The sequence below is a fragment of the Aeromicrobium halocynthiae genome (assembly GCF_039531385.1).
Taxonomy (GTDB): Bacteria; Actinomycetota; Actinomycetes; order Propionibacteriales; family Nocardioidaceae; genus Aeromicrobium; species Aeromicrobium halocynthiae.
Genome location: NZ_BAAAPY010000004.1, coordinates 158,531 through 177,388 on the forward strand (window position 1 = coordinate 158,531; position 18,858 = coordinate 177,388).

At 70.9% G+C, this 18,858-nt stretch carries 20 protein-coding genes and 1 riboswitch; of the genes, 9 read left to right on the forward strand and 11 right to left on the reverse strand.

The window, feature by feature from the left end:
- Window positions 1–37 precede the first annotated feature (37 nt).
- Complete coding sequence (locus tag ABD213_RS07850) at window positions 38–235, forward strand: hypothetical protein (RefSeq protein WP_344326630.1); 198 nt, start codon at window positions 38–40, stop codon at window positions 233–235.
- 10 nt (window positions 236–245) lie between these two features.
- Entirely contained in the window at window positions 246–503 is a 258-nt protein-coding gene (locus ABD213_RS07855; protein WP_344326632.1) for a hypothetical protein, read from the forward strand.
- Window positions 504–515: 12 nt separating this feature from the next.
- Here ABD213_RS07855 and ABD213_RS07860 read toward each other — a convergent pair whose 3' ends face one another.
- The 4 genes from ABD213_RS07860 to ABD213_RS07875 all read right to left on the reverse strand — a co-directional run bounded on the left by ABD213_RS07860 (window position 516) and on the right by ABD213_RS07875 (window position 4,129).
- Window positions 516–1,076: an SDR family NAD(P)-dependent oxidoreductase gene (locus ABD213_RS07860; RefSeq protein ID WP_344326868.1), complete on the reverse strand. Its 561-nt coding sequence runs from the start codon at window positions 1,074–1,076 to the stop codon at window positions 516–518.
- Window positions 1,052–1,186 carry a hypothetical protein gene (locus ABD213_RS07865; protein WP_344326634.1) on the reverse strand — a complete coding sequence of 45 codons (135 nt, stop codon included), beginning with the start codon at window positions 1,184–1,186 and terminating at the stop codon, window positions 1,052–1,054. Before ABD213_RS07865 ends, ABD213_RS07860 begins: the two co-directional genes overlap by 25 nt.
- 123 nt (window positions 1,187–1,309) lie before the next feature.
- Window positions 1,310–2,248, reverse strand: a complete 939-nt coding sequence (gene panB / locus ABD213_RS07870) for a 3-methyl-2-oxobutanoate hydroxymethyltransferase (protein ID WP_344326636.1) — start codon at window positions 2,246–2,248, stop codon at window positions 1,310–1,312.
- Between the two features lie 123 nt (window positions 2,249–2,371).
- Complete coding sequence (locus ABD213_RS07875) at window positions 2,372–4,129, reverse strand: NAD+ synthase (RefSeq protein WP_344326639.1); 1,758 nt, start codon at window positions 4,127–4,129, stop codon at window positions 2,372–2,374.
- A 226-nt stretch (window positions 4,130–4,355) separates the two neighbouring features.
- A riboswitch (guanidine-III (ykkC-III) riboswitch) is annotated at window positions 4,356–4,420 on the forward strand.
- Between the two features lie 10 nt (window positions 4,421–4,430).
- On the opposite strand from ABD213_RS07875, the gene ABD213_RS07880 reads away from it, so the two are divergent.
- The 4 genes from ABD213_RS07880 to ABD213_RS07895 all read left to right on the forward strand — a co-directional run bounded on the left by ABD213_RS07880 (window position 4,431) and on the right by ABD213_RS07895 (window position 10,076).
- Window positions 4,431–4,745 (forward strand): DMT family transporter, encoded by a 315-nt coding sequence (locus tag ABD213_RS07880; protein WP_344326641.1) that lies wholly within the window; start codon window positions 4,431–4,433, stop codon window positions 4,743–4,745.
- Between the two features lie 75 nt (window positions 4,746–4,820).
- Window positions 4,821–6,158, forward strand: coding sequence for a glutamine synthetase family protein (locus ABD213_RS07885; protein ID WP_344326643.1), 1,338 nt, complete (start codon window positions 4,821–4,823; stop codon window positions 6,156–6,158).
- A gap of 79 nt (window positions 6,159–6,237) precedes the next feature.
- Window positions 6,238–9,156, forward strand: coding sequence for a bifunctional [glutamine synthetase] adenylyltransferase/[glutamine synthetase]-adenylyl-L-tyrosine phosphorylase (locus ABD213_RS07890; RefSeq protein ID WP_344326645.1), 2,919 nt, complete (start codon window positions 6,238–6,240; stop codon window positions 9,154–9,156).
- A gap of 2 nt (window positions 9,157–9,158) precedes the next feature.
- Window positions 9,159–10,076, forward strand: a complete 918-nt coding sequence (locus ABD213_RS07895; RefSeq protein WP_344326647.1) for a DUF3152 domain-containing protein — start codon at window positions 9,159–9,161, stop codon at window positions 10,074–10,076.
- Window positions 10,077–10,083: 7 nt separating this feature from the next.
- Here the strand turns inward: ABD213_RS07895 and ABD213_RS07900 are convergent, their stop codons facing one another.
- The 6 genes from ABD213_RS07900 to ABD213_RS07925 form a co-directional block, all read right to left on the reverse strand.
- Window positions 10,084–10,362: a WhiB family transcriptional regulator gene (locus ABD213_RS07900; protein WP_344326649.1), complete on the reverse strand. Its 279-nt coding sequence runs from the start codon at window positions 10,360–10,362 to the stop codon at window positions 10,084–10,086.
- A 65-nt stretch (window positions 10,363–10,427) separates the two neighbouring features.
- The gene (locus tag ABD213_RS07905) at window positions 10,428–11,672 is read right to left on the reverse strand and encodes a class I SAM-dependent methyltransferase (RefSeq protein ID WP_344326652.1); all 1,245 of its coding nucleotides are present in this window, start codon (window positions 11,670–11,672) and stop codon (window positions 10,428–10,430) included.
- Complete coding sequence (locus ABD213_RS07910; RefSeq protein ID WP_344326654.1) at window positions 11,669–12,418, reverse strand: DUF1365 domain-containing protein; 750 nt, start codon at window positions 12,416–12,418, stop codon at window positions 11,669–11,671. The genes ABD213_RS07905 and ABD213_RS07910 overlap by 4 nt, the downstream gene beginning before the upstream one ends.
- On the reverse strand, window positions 12,415–13,701 hold the full coding sequence (locus ABD213_RS07915) for an NAD(P)/FAD-dependent oxidoreductase (RefSeq protein ID WP_344326656.1): 1,287 nt from the start codon (window positions 13,699–13,701) through the stop codon (window positions 12,415–12,417). Before ABD213_RS07915 ends, ABD213_RS07910 begins: the two co-directional genes overlap by 4 nt.
- A gap of 189 nt (window positions 13,702–13,890) precedes the next feature.
- Window positions 13,891–15,168, reverse strand: coding sequence for a fatty acid desaturase family protein (locus ABD213_RS07920; protein WP_344326659.1), 1,278 nt, complete (start codon window positions 15,166–15,168; stop codon window positions 13,891–13,893).
- Between the two features lie 14 nt (window positions 15,169–15,182).
- Window positions 15,183–16,289 (reverse strand): ferredoxin reductase, encoded by a 1,107-nt coding sequence (locus ABD213_RS07925; protein ID WP_344326661.1) that lies wholly within the window; start codon window positions 16,287–16,289, stop codon window positions 15,183–15,185.
- A gap of 179 nt (window positions 16,290–16,468) precedes the next feature.
- Here ABD213_RS07925 and ABD213_RS07930 point away from each other — a divergent pair, with 179 nt between their 5' ends.
- Window positions 16,469–17,101: a TetR family transcriptional regulator gene (locus ABD213_RS07930; protein ID WP_344326664.1), complete on the forward strand. Its 633-nt coding sequence runs from the start codon at window positions 16,469–16,471 to the stop codon at window positions 17,099–17,101.
- On the opposite strand, the gene ABD213_RS07935 is transcribed toward ABD213_RS07930, so the two are convergent.
- A complete protein-coding gene (locus ABD213_RS07935) occupies window positions 17,091–17,498 on the reverse strand; it encodes an SRPBCC family protein (RefSeq protein WP_344326666.1) in 408 nt (135 codons plus the stop codon). The genes ABD213_RS07930 and ABD213_RS07935 overlap by 11 nt on opposite strands.
- A 131-nt stretch (window positions 17,499–17,629) precedes the next feature.
- On the opposite strand from ABD213_RS07935, the gene ABD213_RS07940 reads away from it, so the two are divergent.
- Both ABD213_RS07940 and ABD213_RS07945 read left to right on the forward strand, forming a co-directional pair.
- Window positions 17,630–18,325, forward strand: coding sequence for a VOC family protein (locus ABD213_RS07940; protein ID WP_344326668.1), 696 nt, complete (start codon window positions 17,630–17,632; stop codon window positions 18,323–18,325).
- On the forward strand, window positions 18,322–18,852 hold the full coding sequence (locus ABD213_RS07945) for a GNAT family N-acetyltransferase (RefSeq protein ID WP_344326670.1): 531 nt from the start codon (window positions 18,322–18,324) through the stop codon (window positions 18,850–18,852). Before ABD213_RS07940 ends, ABD213_RS07945 begins: the two co-directional genes overlap by 4 nt.
- Window positions 18,853–18,858: the final 6 nt, after the last annotated feature.

Here is an 18,858-nt window from a genome sequence, read left to right on the forward strand (position 1 = left end):
GAGCGCGTCCTGACCCGTGGTCGGGCAGGATGAGGCCATGGTCGACACCGAGTTCTACTTCTGCCTCAAGCACAAGACGGTCGAGGGCAAGGACGGCTGCCGCGCGAAGGACCGTCTCGGTCCCTACCCCACTCACGGCGAGGCCGAGCGCGCCCTGGAGAAGGTCGAGGAGCGCAACGAGGAGTGGGAGAACGATCCCGACTGGAACGACGACGTCGAATCCGACGACGAGTGAGCGGTCGCCGGTGAAGCCCGAGCGGTCCGGGCCGTGGGTGGGGGTCGTCGGCCTCGTGGTGATGCTGTGGTTGGTGATCTCCACGACGCTCTACGCCCCGTGGTGGGGCGTCCTGCTGCACCTCGCGGTGCTGGCCGGGTTCATCCCGGTGCTGGTGCGCTGGGTCCGGCGCCACCCGGCATCGACGCCGGTCGTGCCGCTGCTGGCGCTGCTGGCCTGGTTCGCGGTCAACGCGATGGGTGTGAGCTTCTTCGGCTGGCGTGCCTGAGGTCCGGCCCGCTCAGTCCTCGGCGTCCATCGACGTGGCGAACGTCCGCAGCTCGCCGCGCTCGCTGTGGATCGTCCAGATCGTCTCGGCCAGCACCTCGGGGTCCTTCTGCGGGTGACCCTCCTCGATCGAGCCGGGGATGATCAGCTGCCCCACGTGGATGCCGTCGGGCGCGAGAGCCTCGTGGATCATCTCGGCGTAGGCCGACTGCCCCGCGAAGGCGATCGACGTGCCGGCGAACCCGACCTTGGCCTGCACCGCGGTGCCCCCGTTGATGAACAGCACGGTGCCGCGACCGATGACGCGCATGCCCTGCAGCACGGCGTGGACGGCGCCCATCGGGCCGAGGACGGAGAACTCCACCGCTGCGCGCGCGTCGTACGGGGTCGTCTCGAGCACCGGCCGCAGGAACGACTTGTCCGGCAGCGGGCTGTACTGCAGCACCTCGATCGGACCCTGCAGTGCCGTCGCCTGCTCGAGCGCGTGGGTGACGGAGCCGACGTCGCGGACGTCGGCCACGTACCCGCGGGCGTCGATCCCCTCGGCCCTCAGGTCCTGCGCGAGGGCCTCGATGCGTTCCTCGCTGCGGAGATCAACGCGACGGCGAAGCCGTCGGCGGCGAAGCGGCGTGCCGTGGCAGCGCCGAGTCCGCGGCCGGCTCCGATGATGGCGAACGTGGTCATGCGGGGGTCCCCCTCGAGATGGACGAACGGTGCGTCGTCAGTGTGCGACGCGGTCCGCAGGCCCGCACGTCGGACCGGGGAGCCCGATCGTCACCGAGCAGGCTCCGCCGGACGTCGATCCCGCTAGTCCTCGAAGGAGTGCTCCGGGGCGGGGAACGTCGAGGACGCGACCTCGTCGGCGAACTGCGTCGCAGCGGAGCCGATGATGCCGGCGAGGTCGGCGTAGCGCTTGACGAAGCGGGGCGCGCGACCCTCCCGCAGACCCATCGCGTCCTGCCACACCAGCACCTGCGCATCGCACTCGACGCCGGCGCCGATGCCGATGGTGGGGATGTGCAGACGACGGGTGATCTCGGCTGCGACGGCGGCGGGCACCATCTCCATGACCACCGCGAACGCTCCCGCGTCCTGCAGGGCGAGGGCGGCGTCGATGAGCGCCTGCCCGGAGTCGCCGCGCCCCTGGACGCGGTACCCACCGAGGCTGTGCTCGGACTGCGGGGTGAAGCCGATGTGGGCCATGACGGGGATGCCGGAGTCCGTCAGGAGCGCGGTGTGGGGGGCCATCTCGACGCCGCCCTCGAGCTTCACGGCGTGGGCGCCGCCCTCCTTCATGAACCGCACCGCCGTGTCGAACGCCTGCTCCGGCGAGCGCTGGTAGGAGCCGAACGGCAGGTCGGCCAGGACGAGGGCTCGCCGAGCGGTGCGGGAGACCGCCTTGACGAGCGGCAGGAGCTCGTCGACGGTGACCGGCAGCGACGACTCGTAGCCGAAGACGTTGTTCGCGGCGGAGTCGCCGATGAAGAGGACGGGGATCCCGGCCCGGTCGAAGATCGCGGCGGTGTACTGGTCGTAGGTCGTGAGCATGGCCCACTTGTGTCCCTCGAGCTTCCACTGCCTCAGGTGGTGGGTGCGCACCCGTCGAAGGTCGTGGGACGTCGTGGGGTTGGCCGTCGGTGGTGCGGCGGGTGCGGCAGGGCCCGGGGTGCCGCTCGCAGCCCCGTAGGGGGCAGGCTCCTCGGGGCCGGTGGGAGACGTTCCCTGGGCAGGGGTGGACTCGGACATCGTGTGCCTCCTTCTCGCGGCCCCTGGCCGGGGTCCACGGACGGTCCAAGCGTGCCAGACGGGGATCGGAGCGCACGCCGGGTGTGCTGCAGGTCACGGTTCGTGATCGGCTCCGCCGTGGGGTCAGAGGGACTCGCGCCAGGCGTTCGTCATCGGGACCCGGCGGTCGCGGCCGAAGTTCCGGCGGCTGACCTTGGGGCCCGGAGGGTACTGGCGACGCTTGTACTCGGCCCTGTCGACCAACGTGATCACGCGCTCGACGAGCGCGGCGTCGTGGCCCTCGGCGATCACCTCGGCCGAGCCGAGGTCACGCTCGACGTACGCGTCGAGGACGGCGTCGAGGTCGGCGTAGTCGGGCAGCGAGTCGGAGTCGAGCTGGCCGGGCCGCAGCTCGGCCGACGGGGGCTTGCTGATGGCGTTCTCGGGGATCGGTGGCGTCTCGCCGTGCGACTGCGCCCACGCGTTGCGCCAGCGGGAGACCTCCCACACGAGGGTCTTCGGCAGGTCCTTGATCGGGGCGTAGGCACCGACGGCGTCGCCGTAGATGGTCGAGTAGCCGGTGGCCAGCTCGGACTTGTTGCCGCACGCGAGCACGAGGTGGCCGTGCTGGTTCGACAGGCCCATCCAGATGACGGCCCGGATGCGGGCCTGCAGGTTCTCCTCCGCGAGGCCGTCGAGGTGCAGGGCCTGCTGGTAGGCCTCGAAGATCGGCGCGATGGCGACGGTGTCGAGCCGCAGGCCGGTGCGTCGGGCGAGCTCGGCGGCGTCGGAGCGGGAGTGCTCGCTGGACCACGCCGACGGGTTGGAGACCCCGAAGACGTTCTCCGCCCCGAGCGCGTCGACCGCGATCGCCCCCACCAGGGTGGAGTCGATGCCGCCGGACAGGCCGAGCAGCACCGATGACGCGCCGTTCTTGCGGACGTAGTCGCGCAGCCCGAGCACGATCGCCCAGTAGCGCTCCCCGAGGTCGTCCCAGCGCTCCGCGACACGCGAGGGACGGGTCTCGAACGCGGCCACCGGATCGGACGACAGCACCGTGCGGTGCACGCTCAGCCCGTGGAAGCGCGTGCCCGGCTCCGGCATGGCGGCCGTGGCCGCAGGGAGGTCGAGATCGACCACGAGCAGCTCGGGCTCGAACTGCGCCGCCCGTGCGACCAGCTCGCCGGCGGCGTCGACGACGAGCGAGTCGCCGTCGAAGACCAGCTCGTCCTGGCCCCCGACGAGGTTGACGTACGCGAGGGCGCAGTCGCCCTCGCGGGCCCGGCGCGCACAGAGCTCGAGACGCGAGTCGTCCTTGGCGGCCTCGTAGGGCGAGCCGTTCAGCACCACGAGCAGACCGGCCTCGGCGGCATGGGCGGCGGCCGACGGACCGTCCTGCCAGATGTCCTCGCAGATCGCGATCGCGACGTCCACCCCGCCGACCTGGACCACCTGTGTCTCGTCCCCGGCGACGAAGTGCCGGAACTCGTCGAAGACGCCGTAGTTGGGCAGGTGGTGCTTGTCGTAGCGGGTCACCACCGCGCCGCGGTGCAGGACCGACGCGGAGTTGGTGGGTGCGTTCTTCGGCACGCCGAGGCGGTCGGTGTCGACGTGCTCCTTGGCGGAGTCGAGGTGCCCGACGACGACCACGAGCTCGCCGAGCCCCTCGTCGTCCAGGCGTGCCGCGAGGCGCGGGACGCGCTCCTGGTTCGCGGCGATGAAGGACGCCCGGTAGGCGAGGTCCTCGATCGGGTAGCCGCTCAGCACCATCTCGGGCATGACGAGCAGGTGGGCGCCATCGGCGGCAGCCTGCCGCGCGGCGTCGAGCACGAGCTCGACGTTGCCGTCGAGGTCACCCACGCGCGGGTTGACCTGGGCGAGGGCGAGGCGCAGCTGGGGCATGCCACGAGCGTAGTGCGAGGCCGGGCCCTCATCGATGCTTGCCCAACGGCGCGGATCGGTGTCCAGGCAACCCTGTGGGTGGTGAACAGGTTGCGCAGGCACCGATCAGGCACGCCGGGGTCCATTCGGTTGCGCAGGCACCGATCGGCCGACCCGAGCGGTCGGCCACGCGGGTCGGTTGCGCAAGCACCGATCGGGGCGTCGGGCGGGTTGTGGGATGCTGGGAACAGAGTCGTGATGGCGACTCCCGGACGAGGGCGCCGTACCCGGTCAGCGACAAGACGGCGCGCAGGAGGCCATCGTGGCGTGGGCGATCCTTGTCGTCTCCGGAGTGCTCGAGGCGGTGTGGGCGACGGCGCTCGGCCGCACCGAGGGATTCACCCGGCTCGTGCCGACGGCGGTGTTCGGCGTCGCCATCGTGCTCAGCATGGCGGGGCTGGGCCTGGCCATGCGCGAGCTGCCGGTCGGGACCGCCTACGCCGTCTGGGTCGGCATCGGGGCCACCTTGACCGTCGCCTACGCGATGCTCACGGGGACGCAGCCCTTCTCGTGGTCCAGCCTGCTGTTCCTCGCGATGATCGTGGGCGGGGTCATCGGTCTGAAGGCCGTGCACTGATGCCGCTCGGGCGAACCGTTCTCGGCCGCGGCCCGCGTCATCTGGACGAAACCTCACCCGTGGCAGGATGACGCCATGGGTAAGCAGGAAGACTTCGTCCTCCGGGCGATCGAGGAGCGCGACGTGCGCTTCGTCCGCCTCTGGTTCACCGACGTCCTGGGGTCGCTGAAGTCCGTCTCGATCGCTCCCGCAGAGCTCGAGGGTGCCTTCGCCGAGGGCATCGGCTTCGACGGCTCCGCGATCGAGGGGTTCGCGCGGGTGCACGAGGCCGACATGCTCGCCAAGCCCGACCCCACGAGCTTCCAGCTGCTCCCGTGGCGAGGGGAGACCCCTGCCACGGCCCGCATGTTCTGCGACATCGCGATGCCCGACGGCTCGGCCTCCTACGCCGACCCGCGGCACGTGCTCAAGCGTGCGCTCACCAAGGCCTCCGACGCCGGGTTCACGTACTACACCCACCCCGAGATCGAGTTCTACCTCTTCAAGGGCAAGCCGCCCGCAGGCGGGCGTCCCGAGCCGGTCGACGACAGCGGCTACTTCGACCACACCGCGCAGGGCGCCAGCCAGGACTTTCGCCGCGAGGTCATCACGATGCTCGAGAACATGGGCATCAGCGTCGAGTTCAGCCATCACGAGGGCGGCCCGGGCCAGCAGGAGATCGACCTGCGGTACGCCGACGCGCTCAGCATGGCCGACAACATCATGACCTTCCGCACGGTCGTGCGGGAGGTCGCGCTCAGCCAGGGCAAGTGGGCCTCGTTCATCCCCAAGCCCTTCACCGAGCACCCGGGCTCGGGGATGCACACCCACGTCTCGCTGTTCGAAGGTGACGAGAACGCGTTCCACGAGGCCGGGGCGGAGTACCAGCTGTCCCGCACAGGCCGCCAGTTCATCGCCGGCGTGCTGGAGCACACGGCCGAGATCACGGCCGTCACGAACCAGTGGGTCAACTCCTACAAGCGCCTCGCCGGTGGCGGCGAAGCCCCCAACTACGTCTGCTGGGGCCACAACAACCGTTCCGCGCTGGTGCGGGTGCCGATGTACAAGCCGCACAAGAGCGGCTCGGCGCGCGTCGAGCATCGTGGCATCGACGCCGGGTGCAACCCCTACCTCGCCTTCGCACTCGTCCTGACCGCCGGGCTCAAGGGCATTGAGGAAGGCTACGAGCTGCCCCCCGAGGCCGAGGACAACGTGTGGAGCCTCAGCGAGGGTGAGCGTCGGGCGATGGGGATCGCGCCGCTGCCGCGCAACCTCGACGAGGCCATCCGCACGATGGAGAGCTCTGAGCTCGTGGCCGAGACCCTCGGCGAGCACGTCTTCGACTTCTTCCTGCGCAACAAGCGTGCGGAGTGGCAGGACTACCGCTCGCAGGTGACGCAGTTCGAGCTCGACCGCCTGATGCCCACGCTCTGACGGTCCCGCCCGCGCCGGTGCACCGCCCACCCGGCGAACGCCTGCGGTGCCGCCGCTCGCGGGCGCGTAGCCTGCAGACGTGCCCGCCTCCGAGACCCCCGAGCTCGCCCTCGCCCGCCGCGGCTTCCGCGACGGCACGTCCGCCGCGGCCAACCTCGCCCTGCTCGACGGCGTCGACGACGAGCTGATCGGCGCGATCGCCGCGGTGCCGAGCCCGGACACCGCACTCGCCGCGCTCGTCCGGATCGCCGACTCCTGGGGGACCGAGCGTCTCCTGGCCGCCCTGCGCGAGGACGCCGAGCTGCAGGACCGGCTGCTGCGGATCCTCGGTACCAGTGACGCGCTCGGCGGTTTCCTGGCACGTCATCCCGAGCACGTCGAGCAGCTCGGCGCCGACCGCCTCGCCCGCGAGCCCCTGACCCTCGATCGGATGCGCGAGCAGCTCGGCCGCGCCGACGACGCCGATGCCCTGCGGATCTCCTACCGTCGCAAGCTGCTGCACGTCACGGCGCGTGACCTCTCCGGTCTGTCCAGCTTCGAGGAGGTCTCGGCCGAGCTGGCCGACCTCGCCGTCGCCACGCTCGGGGCTGCCCTCGACCTCGCGCGCGAGGAGGTGCCGAACGCGGACACGGTGCGACTCGCGATCATCGCGATGGGCAAGACCGGCGGTGCGGAGCTGAACTACGTCAGCGACGTCGACGTCGTCTTCGTGCACGAGCCGATGGGCGACGCCGACCCCGACACCGCTCTGCGGGCGGCGACGAGGCTCGCGTCGCGCACGATGGCGCTGTGCTCGGACCACACGGGCGAGGGCACCATCTGGGAGGTCGACGCGAACCTGCGCCCGGAGGGCAAGAACGGGCCGCTGTCGCGCACGCTGTCCAGCCACCTCGCGTACTACGAGCGTTGGGCCTCCACGTGGGAGTTCCAGGCCCTGCTGAAGGCGCGCTACGCCGCGGGCGACGAAGACCTCGCCGAGGCGTACCTGGAGGCCACCGGGCCGATGGTGTGGCAGGCCAGCACGCGCAAGGACTTCGTGCCCGACGTCCGGGCGATGCGCAAGCGCGTCATCGACACGATCCCGGCGCACCACCGGGACCGTCAGCTCAAGCTCGGTCCGGGCGGCCTGCGCGACGTCGAGTTCGCGGTGCAGCTGCTGCAGCTCGTGCACGGGCGCGGCGACGAGACGCTGCGCAGCGCCACGACGCTCGTCGCACTGCGCTCGTTGATCGCCGGCGGCTACGTCGGCCGCGAGGACGGGGCGACGATGGAGCGTGCCTACGTCTTCCTCCGCCGGCTCGAGCACCGGATCCAGCTGTTCCGACTGCAGCGCAACCACGTCGTGCCCGACGACCCGGAGGACCTGCGACGCCTGGGACGCTCGATGGGCTTCGTGCACAACGCGGGGGAGACGCTCGAGAAGGAGTGGCAGGCGCACAAGCGGGTCGTCCGACGCCTGCACGAGAAGCTCTTCTTCCAGCCCCTGCTCGAGGCGGTCACGTCCCTGCCCACCGAGGGCCTGCGTCTGACGACGGCCGCTGCCGAGGACCGGCTCCTCGCGCTGGGCTTCAACGACCCCAAGGGTGCCCTCGCCCACATCAAGGCCCTCACCTCCGGCGTCGCGCGGCGCTCCACCGTCCAACGCTCGCTGCTGCCGGCGATGCTGCAGTGGTTCGCCGAGGCCCCCTCACCGGATGCCGGACTGCTGGCGTTCCGCAAGATCTCCGAGGGCCTCGGGGAGTCGCCGTGGTACCTGCGCAAGCTCCGTGACGAGGGCGAGGGCGCCCACCAGCTGGCCGTCGTCCTGGGGTCCAGCCGCTACGTCACCGACCTGATCCTGCGGGCTCCGGACTCCGTCGCGCTGTTCGGCGACGACGAGGCGCTCGTGCCCCGCCCGCTCGAGCGGCTCACCAAGGAGATGGAGGCCGCCGCGCAGCGGCACGACGACGCCAAGGCCGCCATCAAGGCGATCCGCCGCATCCGACGCCGCGAGCTGTCCCGGATCGGGATCGGGGACGTCCTGGACTTCCACGAGGTGACCACCGCCATCCGCGCCCTGTCCGACGTCACGGAGGCGACCCTCGCCGGTGCGTTGGCTGCGGCGGTCAAGGGGGTCGAGGCCGAGCGGGGACCGCTGCCCACGCGGATGGCGATCGTGCTGATGGGTCGGCTCGGTGGACGTGAGTCCGGGTACGGGTCCGACGCGGACGTGATGTTCGTGCACGAGCCGCTCGACGGTGCCGACGACGGCGAGGCGTCCTCGGCTGCGACGGCCGTCGCGACCAGCCTGCGGACGATGCTCTCGGCCGCCGGGGACGACCCGCCCCTGGAGGTCGACGCCGAGCTGCGACCCGACGGGCGCAACGGCCCGCTCGTGCGCTCGTTCGCGGCCTACCGGTCCTACTACGAGAAGTACTCCGCGGTGTGGGAGGCGCAGGCTCTGCTGCGCGCCCGCGCCGCCGTCGGCGACGCAGGACTGTGCGAACGGTTCACCGAGCTGATCGATCCGCTGCGCTGGCCCGACGGTGGGATCGACGAGACACAGGTCCGCGAGATCCGGCGGATCAAGGGACGCGTCGAGTCGGAGCGGCTGCCTCGGGGCGCCAACCCGAACACGCACCTGAAGCTGGGCCGCGGTGGCCTCGCCGACGTCGAGTGGACCGTCCAGCTGCTCCAGATGCGTCACGCGCACGAGATCCCGGGGCTGCGGACGACGAGCACCCTCGAGGCGCTCACGGCCGCGTCGCAGGCCGGACTCCTCAGCGACGAGGACGCCCGTGACCTCGAGGTCGCGTGGCGCCTGGTGACCCGCATCCGCAACGCGGTGGTGCTCATGCGGTCCAAGCCGGCCGACTCGATGGTCGAGCAATCCGACGATCGGGCCGGTGTCGCCTCGCTCCTGGGCTACGGTGTCGACGACAGCGAACGCATGGTCGACGACTACCTGCGGGCCACCCGCCACGCACGGAGCGTCGTCGAGAGAGTCTTCTGGGAGTGACGATGAACGTTCGTCCGGCACGACTGGCCGCGACCCTCGCCCTGGCGCTGGCGATCGCGCTGCTCGCCGGACCGGCCGGGGCCGACGAGACGGAGCCCACACCGACGCCCACGCCGTCCCCGTCGCCGACGACCGCTCCGGAGGTTCCCTCGATCACGCCGGGCAGCGCGGCGACGATCACCGGGACGCCGCGGTTCCGCAGGACACTCACCGCCTCCCCCGGCCGGTGGAAGGCCTCCGGCCTGACGTTCAGCTACCGCTGGTACCGCGACGGCAAGCCGATCACCGGGAAGGGGAGCACCAAGCGCACCCGAGAGCTGACCCACCTGGACGTGGGCAAGCGACTGAGCGTGCGGGTGACGGCCTCCAAGGCGGGTCACCGGCCGGCAACCGGCCTGATGTCCCAGCGGACCGGCACCGTGCGACACCTGCGCGACCCGCGCCGCACCGTCACGTACAGCGTCGTGAACGACGGCAGCAGGCTGGACATGGCCTCCGTCCGCCGGCAGGTGGCCGCCATCTACGCCGACGCACGGGGATGGCGCAAGGGCGCCGTGAAGTTCCGTCAGGTGAGTCGCGGCGGTGACTTCACCGTCGTGCTGGCCAAGGCCGAGCGGGTGCCGCGGTACTCCAGCGTCTGCAGCGCGAAGTGGAGCTGTCGCGTCGGTCGCCACGTGATCATCAACGAGTCCCGCTGGCGCTCGAGCACCCGCGCCTGGCGCAAGGCCGGCAAGTCCGTCGCGAGCTACCGGCACATGGTCGTCAACCACGAGACCGGTCACTGGCTCGGTTTCGGTCACCAGGACTGCTCGGGTCGCGGTCGGGCCGCTCCGGTCATGCAGCAGCAGTCGAAGGACCTCCAGGGCTGTCGTGCGAACCCGTTCCCCCTCGACTCCGAGGCACGTCGCCTCGTGCGCTGACCCGAGGTCAGCCGGTCTGCGCGAGCAGGTGGCCGCGCTCGGTCGCTGACAGGCCACCCCACACGCCGTACGGCTCACGGACCTCGAGCGCGTGGTCCAGACACTCCTGGACGACGGGGCACCGGGCGCAGAAGGCCTTGGCCGCCGCCTCACGTCGGCGTCGGACCGGTCCGCGCTCGTCCATCGGGGAGTAGAACACGTCGGGATCGGCGCCGCGGCAGGCGGCGCGGTACTGCCACTCGTAGGACTCCTGCAGGGGCTTGGGGAGTCTGCTCGTGTCTGGCATGAATCCTCCTGGGGGTGCGAGCCGCGGCTCGTGAGGGATTCGGTGCCGACCCCGGTCCGGATGGGTCAGGTGCGCTGCATCTGCAGCTGCTCCACGTCGAGGTACCCGACGGCGAACCCTGCCTCGCAGTACGCGAGGTAGAACGTCCACATGCGGCGGAACGTCTCGTCGAACCCGTGCCCCGAGATGTCCTGCCAGTGGTCCTCGAAGCGCTCGCGCCACAGGCGCAGGGTCCGCGCGTAGTGCAGCCCGAGGGAGCGGGTCTCGGTGACGCGCAGACCGCGGGTGTGCGCGGCGAGCGTCTCGTCGATCGCGCGACGCGACGGGATCAACCCGCCCGGGAAGATGTACTTCTGGATCCAGCCGTAGGAGCGACGCGTCGCCTGGTACCGGTGGTGCTGCATCGTGATGGCCTGGATCGCGACGCGCCCGCCTGGTGCGAGCACGGAGTCGATGGTGGCGAAGTACGTGGGCCAGTACTCCTCACCCACGGCCTCGATCATCTCGCAGCTGACGACGGCGTCGTACTGCCCCGTGACGTCGCGGTAGTCCTGCAGGCGCAGCTCGATGCGGTCGTCGACGCCGGCCTCGACGAAGCGGCGGCGGGCGAGCTCGGCCTGCTCGGTGGAGATCGTGATGGTCGTGACGCGGGCACCGCGCTGCGCGGCACGGATCGCCAGGGACCCCCAGCCGCTGCCGATCTCCAGCAGGCGGGTGCCCTCGGTGACGCCCGCCTGGTCGAGCAGTCCGTCGATCTTGCGGTGCTGGGCGCATTCGAGCTCGTCGAAGCCGGGACGAGATCCGAGGTCCTCGAACCACGCCGCCGAGTACGTCATCGACGGGTCCAGGAACCGCAGGAAGAGATCGTTGGACAGGTCGTAGTGACGCTCGATGTTCGACCTCGACCCCGACACGGTGTTGCGCTCCTCCTCCGGCAGATCACGGTCGACCAGACGGCGCAGCTTCTGCAGCGACGGGGGCACGAGGGTCGCCATCTGCGCGGCGAACGGGGAGAGCAGGTCGGCGAGGTCCGTGCCCTCGCCGGTGGTCCAGTCGCCGGCCATGAAGGCCTCGCCGAGCCCGATCTTGGAGTCCTGGCCGAGACGGTTGAAGAAGGCGGCCGGACGACGCACGACCATCTCGGGCGCGTCCGGCCCTCCCGCGCCCCAGTGGCGACCGTCGGGGAAGCTCACGCGCACGGGAGTGCGGGAGACCGCCGGGCGCAGGATCGCTCGGGCGACGCGCGCCTTGAAGGGCGTCCGGGGAGTCTGGTCCAGACCGGACCACGGGGTCGAGAGGACGTCGCTCATCGGGTGCTCTCCTGGGATCGATGGACCGGTCGTGGGACGACCGGGAGGCGGCGCAGCCACAGCCACACGCCGTGGATTCGGATCAGCAGGCTCGTCCGATGGGTCATGAACGGCATGGTGACGAGTAGACGGACCAGGCGCCCCGCGGTGAACGGACGGGGTTCGCCTCGGAAGGTCGCGGTGAAGACGGCCTCCTCGGGTGCCGTCGGCGAGTCCTGGCGCAGCACGACGTCGGTCGAGACGCGGCTCGCGTCGAGGCGGAAGCGCACGTCGTAGCGACCGGCGACGGTGAAGAAGGGAGAGACGTAGAACGCCTTGTCCATGCCCGTCCGCCCCGCGTCGTCGGGACGCAGGAGGTAGGCGTGACGCTCGCCGTAGGTGTTGTGCACCTCCGCGACGATCGCCTCGACCCGCTCGCCGTCGAGCACCCAGAACACGCTCAAGGGATCGAAGACGTATCCGAAGGTCCGTGCGTTGGCGAGCATGAGGATCCGTCGATCCGACACGTCGAGGCCCTCGGCGGCGCAGAACGCCTCGATGTTGGCCCGGATGGTGGCGTCGGCCGCACCGATGTGGTCGGCCGCCCGGAAGGTGGAGAACGGGCGTAGCCACCACCGGGTCCGCGGGAGGTCGTCGAGGTCGACCAGCCACTGGTAGACCCGGTAGGAGAAGCGGTGACGCAGCGGCGTGCGCCGGGTGTGGGCGACGCTGCCGACGACGAGCGCAGGGACCGCGGGCAGGCTCACCAGGGCACCCCGAGGCTGCGGGCTGCCTCGACCCCGGAGCGGCAGCCGTCCTCGTGGAAGCCCCAGCCGTGGTAAGCCCCGGCGAACGCGGTCCGCCCGTCGTTGAGACCGGCCAGCTCGGCCTGGGCAGCGACGGAGTCCGGGGTGTACACCGGGTGGGTGTAGTGCATGGTGGCGAGCACCGTCTCCGGGTCGATGCGGTCCGTGGAGTTGAGACTGACGACGTACGGCCGGGGACTGTCGATCCCCTGGAGCCGGTTCATCCAGTACGTGACCGCGGTCGACTCCTCGCGACGACCGCACGCGTCCATCCGGTAGTTCCACGACGCCCGTGCCCCGGGAGCGTCGGGCAGCAGGGAGGCGTCGGTGTGCAGGACGGTCTCGTTGGCGGAGTAGTCGAACGACGCCAGCACCCGCTTCTCGTCGCCGCTCGGGTCCTCCAGCAGTCCCAGGGCGTCGTCGGCATGGGTGGCGATCACGACCTTGTCGCGATGGTGCTCGGTCCCGTCGGTGTCGGTCAGGACGACGCCGGAGGGTGTGCGCCGCAGCGAACGGATCCCCGTCCCGCTGCGGACGTCGCCGATCCGCTCGACCACCTTCGCGACGTACGTGCCCGACCCGCCCTGGACGGTGAACCACTGGGGCGACCCGGAGATCGACAGGAAGCCGTGGTGGCGCAGGAACGTGAACAGGTACCGCGCGGGGTACTGCAGGGCGACGTCGTGGCCCGAGGACCAGACGCACGAGACGACCGGGATGGCGTAGTGGGAGACGAAGTGCTCCTCGAAGCCGTGGCGTCGCAGGAAGTCACCGTAGGTCTGGGGCTCGGCGGCATCGGGCTCGGCCTCGAGCAGGGCGAGCGCGAGCCGCTGGAACCGCTTCACGCCGAGCAGCAGCCTCAGGTACCGCGGGTCGAGCAGGCGCCGCTTCTGCGCGAAGAGGCCGGGCAGCCTGCGCCCACCGGCGTACTCCAGGCCGCACCCGTCGCAGTGGATGCTCATCGACATCTCGGTCGGGTGCACCGCGACGTCGAGCTCGGCGAAGAGCCGGCGCAGCAGGGGATAGGTGCGGTCGTTGTGCACGATGAACCCGCTGTCGACGCGGTGGGTCACGCCGTCCTGCTCCAGGGTGTGGGTGTGGGCGTGGCCGCCGAAGCGGTCGTCGGCCTCGAACAGCGTGACGTCGTGGGTCTCGCGCAGGACGTACGCCGCCGTGAGTCCGGAGATGCCGGACCCGACGACGGCGACGGACGGTCGCTCGCTGGTCGAGGGGGAATCGGTCATGGAAGGGGTTCGCGTTCGAGGGGGTCGAGGATGGGTCAAACGGACCGATCGCCCGCGACGAGGTCGCGGGCGATCGGGCCGAGCGGTGGCGGGCACGGCCGCCACCGCCCCGGTCGGTCGATGCCATTCAACCCCACCGTCCGGGTGCCGGGGGCCAGGACCGCGCGATCGCGGACCGGCGGGCAGGGCTCAGGCGTCGACCGGCTGCCTCGCTGCCTCGGCCTGTGCAGCCTCTCGGCGCGCCCGACGCAGTGCCTTCGACTCCGGGCTCTTGCCCTGCAGGTACGGGTCGTCGGGCTTCGCCGAGTAGGCCGCGAGCTGACGGGCGACGCTCGCGAGCTGGCGCGACAGGCGACCGGAGTTGTACTGCAGGCCGTGGCGTCGGCAGATCTCGCGGATCTCCGTGGCGATCTCGGGGTAGCGGCGCGCCGGGATGTCCGGGAACAGGTGGTGCTCGATCTGGTGGCTCAGGTTGCCGGACATGACGTGGAACCACGGCCGGCCGCTGATGTTCGCCGAACCGAGCAGCTGGCGCAGGTACCACTGCCCGCGGGTCTCGTTCTCCGCGTCCTCCTCGGCGAACGACTGCACCTCGGCGGGGAAGTGACCGCAGAAGATGATGAGGAAGGTCCAGATGTTGCGGATGAGGTTGGCGGCGAAGTTCGCGCCGAGGACCGCCAGGGGTGCCCACCAACCGACGAACGGCACGAGGGCGAGGCCGAGCAGCGGGTACGCGACGTAGTCCTTGAGCACCTGGCGGCGGGCCTTGCGAGCGGCGCGGCTCTTGCGGTCGCGGAACTCCTTCTTGCTCATCTTGCCGCCGAGGTACTCATCGAGCTCGAGGCCGTGGTACATCACGCCCCACTCGAAGAACAGCATCAGGAAGAACGCGGCCGGCAGGTTGAACCGGTGGCTGGGGTACCAGGGCTGGTCGGTGTCGATGCGCAGCAGCCCGTAGCCGATGTCGCGGTCCTTGCCGTGGATGTTGGTGTAGGTGTGGTGGATGAAGTTGTGCCCGTGCTTCCAGTCCTGGGCGGGGGCGACGTTGTCCCACTCGTAGCGCTTGCCGTCGACGAGCGGATCGTTCATCCAGTCGTACTGACCGTGCATGACGTTGTGCCCGATCTCCATGTTCTCGAGGATCTTGGAGACGCCGAGCAGCACGATGCCTGCGACGAAGGCGGGCCAGAAGAACGGCATGAGGACGCCGACGCGGCCGGCGACCTCGCACGCGCGCTGGACCTTGATGACCCGGCGGATGTAGTCGGCGTCGGCCTGACCCAGGGAGTCGAGGGTGCGCTGGCGCAGGGCGTCGAGCTCCTCGCCGAAGGACTCGAGCTCCTCGTAGGACATGTACTCCAGACCGATGGTCGACCGCTTCGAGCGGTCGGCACCGACCAGGGGCTCGGGCGCGGCGTCGTGGCCGGAGGCGTCGAAGGTCTCGATCGGGGGACGCTTGCGGGACATGGGGGCTCCCTCTCTCACAGGGCGACGGCGACGTCGCCGACGGGGACGGTGACGCAGACCTTCACGGTCTCGTCGGTGCTGGCGTTGATCTCGCCGGAGACGACGTGTCGCACGGCGCCTCCGAGCTTCTTGACGGCGCAGGTGTTGCACACACCCATGCGGCAGCCGTACTCCGGCGTCAGGCCGGCGGCCTCGGCCTGCTCGAGGATCGTCGCGCCGCTGTTGTCGGCGCTCGTGCCCGAGGCGTCGAAGGTCAGGGTCCCGGTGGCCGCGGCGGCGTTCTGCTCCAGCAGCGCCGGGTCCACGGTCGGGACCTTGAAGTACTCCGAGTGCAGCTGGTCGTCGGCGCCGAGGCCGGCGTAGACGTCGCGGACCGTCGCGATGAGCCCGGCCGGGCCGCAGACCCAGGTCGGGGTGGAGGCGGCGTCGACGCCGAGGGTGCGCAGGTGGTCGGCGCGGAACCGGCCCTCGAGGCGGGCGCCCGGCTGGGGCTCGCGCGTGTAGACGCGCTCGACGGTCGCCTGGGGCAGCTCCGCGGCCAGCCGGTCGAGCTCGGGGGTGAACATCTCGTCCTCGCGGGAGCGGGCGTAGTGCACGAACGTCACCCGGCCGTGGTGTCCGCGGTCGCGCAGCGTGCGTGCCATCGACATCACCGGGGTGATCCCGGAGCCGCCGCTGAGCAGCAGGACGTGGTCGGGGACGGTCTCCGGCAGGACGAACTCGCCCTGGGCCTGGGAGAGGTGCACGAGGGTGCCGGGCTGCAGCTCGCGGTGCAGGAACTGCGAGACGTAGCCGTCGGGATGTGCCTTGACGGAGACGGTGAAGCGACGGTCACCGGTGGCGGCGGAGCTGGAGACGGAGAACACGCGCACCTTGCGGGTGCCGTCGACCTCGATGCCGAACTGGACGTGCTGGCCCGGGGCGAAGCCCTTCCAGGCGCCGTTGGGACGCAGCACGACGGTGCTCGCGGCACCGGTCTCGCGGCGGACCTCCACGACGCGGGCGCGGACCGCCTCGACCGTGAGCATCGGGTGGATCTGGTCGAGGTAGTCGTCGACCGTGCGCGGGGAGGTCAGGGCGCGGACCGGCCGCGACCCGAGTGCCGTGCGGACCAGACCCATGGCGCCTCCCTTCGGAGTTCGGTGAACGTTTGTACACCGAAAGTCTGCCTCGTTCCCCTCCGCGACGCAAGGGCCGGCATCCGTGAGCCCGTTCACGTGGTGAATGGGTGTTCACCGAAAGAGTGCCCCGTGCGGCCGAGAACCGCCTCATCGTCACGACCGGCGGCTAGGCTGCTGGCGTGACGGAGGTCGTCGGCATGACCCGACAGGAGCAGAAGGAGCGGACGCGGCAGGCCATCTTGGACGCCGCGCTCGCGCTGAGCGGCGAGCACGGGTTCGCCCAGTTGAGCCTGCGCCAGGTGGCCCGCGAGGCGGGCATCGTCCCCACCGCGTTCTACCGCCACTTCGCCTCGATGGACGACGTCGGCCTCGCCCTCGTCGAGCAGTCGTTCCAGACCTTGCGTCGGATGATCCGCGACGCCCAGCGCGACCCCGACACCTTCGCCGACATCATCGATGCCTCGGCGGAGATCCTGGTGCGGGTGGTCAAGCAGCACAAGGCGCACTTCGGCTTCGTGGCCCGGGAGCGCGCGAGCGGTTCCGACGCCGTGCGCGCAGCCATCCAGCGCGAGCTGGAGCTGTTCATCTCCGAGCTCTCGGTGGTGCTGGCGCGCCTGCCGCACCTGGAGCGCTGGTCGGCCGAGGACGTCAAGCTCGCCGCCGGCATCTTCGTGCGCAACATGGTCTACCGCGCCGAGCAGGTGGTGCACACGCCCGACGGTCGGCCCGACCTGGAGGAGGACATCAAGCGCAAGGCGCGCCGCGAGATGCGCCTGATCGTCCTCGGGTTCGAGAAGTGGGTCAGCGACTGAGCACGCGAGCCGCGTGCTCGTCCTGGGCCGCCGAGGCGAGCCGGTCGAGGGCGAGCTTGAAGACGTCGTCGCCGAGCTGGTCCTCGAGGAGCTGCATGATGCCCGGATCGGTCTCGAACTCCGCGCTCCACTCGGCGTAGCACGTGGTGTCGGTGTCCTCGCTCACGCGCACGGTGGCCCGGTGGTCGGTGATCGGGAAGGGCGGCTCGGGCATCGTGTAGGCCAGCCGACGCTCGGCGTCGTCCTGCTCGAGGACGGTCACGACGAGCTCGGGGGAGGACTCGGGCCCGCCGCTGTAGATGTTCAGGCGGGGGTGCCACCGGGCGAAGTCCTGGGCGAGCTCCCAGACGAGGGAGGCGGGAGCGGCGACGAAGGTGCGACGAACGATGCTGGGCATGATCTTCCGGGGTCGGGGACGAACGATCCGCCCATGAAACCGCGTCGACGGGGTCGGCGTCATCTTTCGGACGTGAGGCATATCTCACGTCCGTCCCGCGGTCCGTCCGGGGCCGGGCGTAGCGTGAGGTCATGCCCCGAGCCGCGCATCCCCTCGTCGCCTACAAGGACCTCTGCATCGACGTGAACGACCTCGGTGCAGGCCTCGACTTCTGGGCGCCGGTCCTCGGGTTGGACGTCGTCCCCGACGAGGACGACCCGACCGGGGTCCACCTGGAGGGGCCCACGCCTCGCCACACGGTGTGGCCGTGCGCGGTCCCCGAGCCCAGGACGGTCAAGAATCGCGTGCACCTCGACGTCCACGCGGCCGACGCCGTCCCGGAGGGCACGGAGCCGCTCAGCGCACCGGGTCAGTTCCCGTGGCAGGTCGTGGCAGGTCCCGAGGGCGACGAGCTCTGCGTCTTCGTCCGCGAGGAGGTGCCGACGTACCGCCTCTACGAGGTGGTCGTCGACTGCGCCGACCACGCCGGGACGAGCGCCTGGTGGCAGGCGCTGTGGGGTGGGCGGCTCGAGCACGACGCGAGGGGCTTCAGCTGGATCGACGACGCCCCGGGGATGCCCTTCGACGCCTTCTCCTTCGTGCCGGTCCCCGAGCCCAAGACCGTCAAGAACCGGGTCCACTGGGACGTCACCCTGGTCCCCGGCGCGACGGTGGCCGACCTCGAGGCCGTCGGTGCGCGCGTCCTTCGGGCTCCGGACGACGAGATCTCCTGGACCGTCATGGCCGACCCCGAGGACAACGAGTTCTGCGTCTTCGAGGAGCCGTGAGCGTGCTGCGCGTCGTCGATCCCGGCGACGCCGAGATCCTCTCCCGCCTGCAGAAGGAGAACCGCGCCCACCTCGCCCCCTGGAGCCCCCTGCGCGACGAGCACTGGCTCTCGGCCGAGGGTCAGCTCGAGCTCATCGAGCGCAGGCTGGTGCAGATGGTCGAGGGGTGCGCGGCCGTGTTCGTGGTCCTCGACGACGGTGAGGTTGTCGGCGAGATCACGCTCGACGGCATCGTGCGGGGTCCGTTCCAGAACGGCCACGTCGGCTACTGGCTGGCCGAGCACGCGACCGGACGCGGGCTGATGACCCGGGCGGTCGAGGAGCTCGCCGCGCACGCCTTCGACGTCATGGGTCTGCACCGGCTGCAGGCCGGCACGCTGGTCCACAACGCCGCGTCCCGGGCGGTGCTGCGCCGGTGCGGGTTCAGCCCGTACGGCACCGCGCCGCGCTACCTGCGGATCCAGGGTCGCTGGCAGGACCACGTCCTGTTCCAACGACTAGCCCACGACGAGTCGCTCGATCCCTGACCCTGC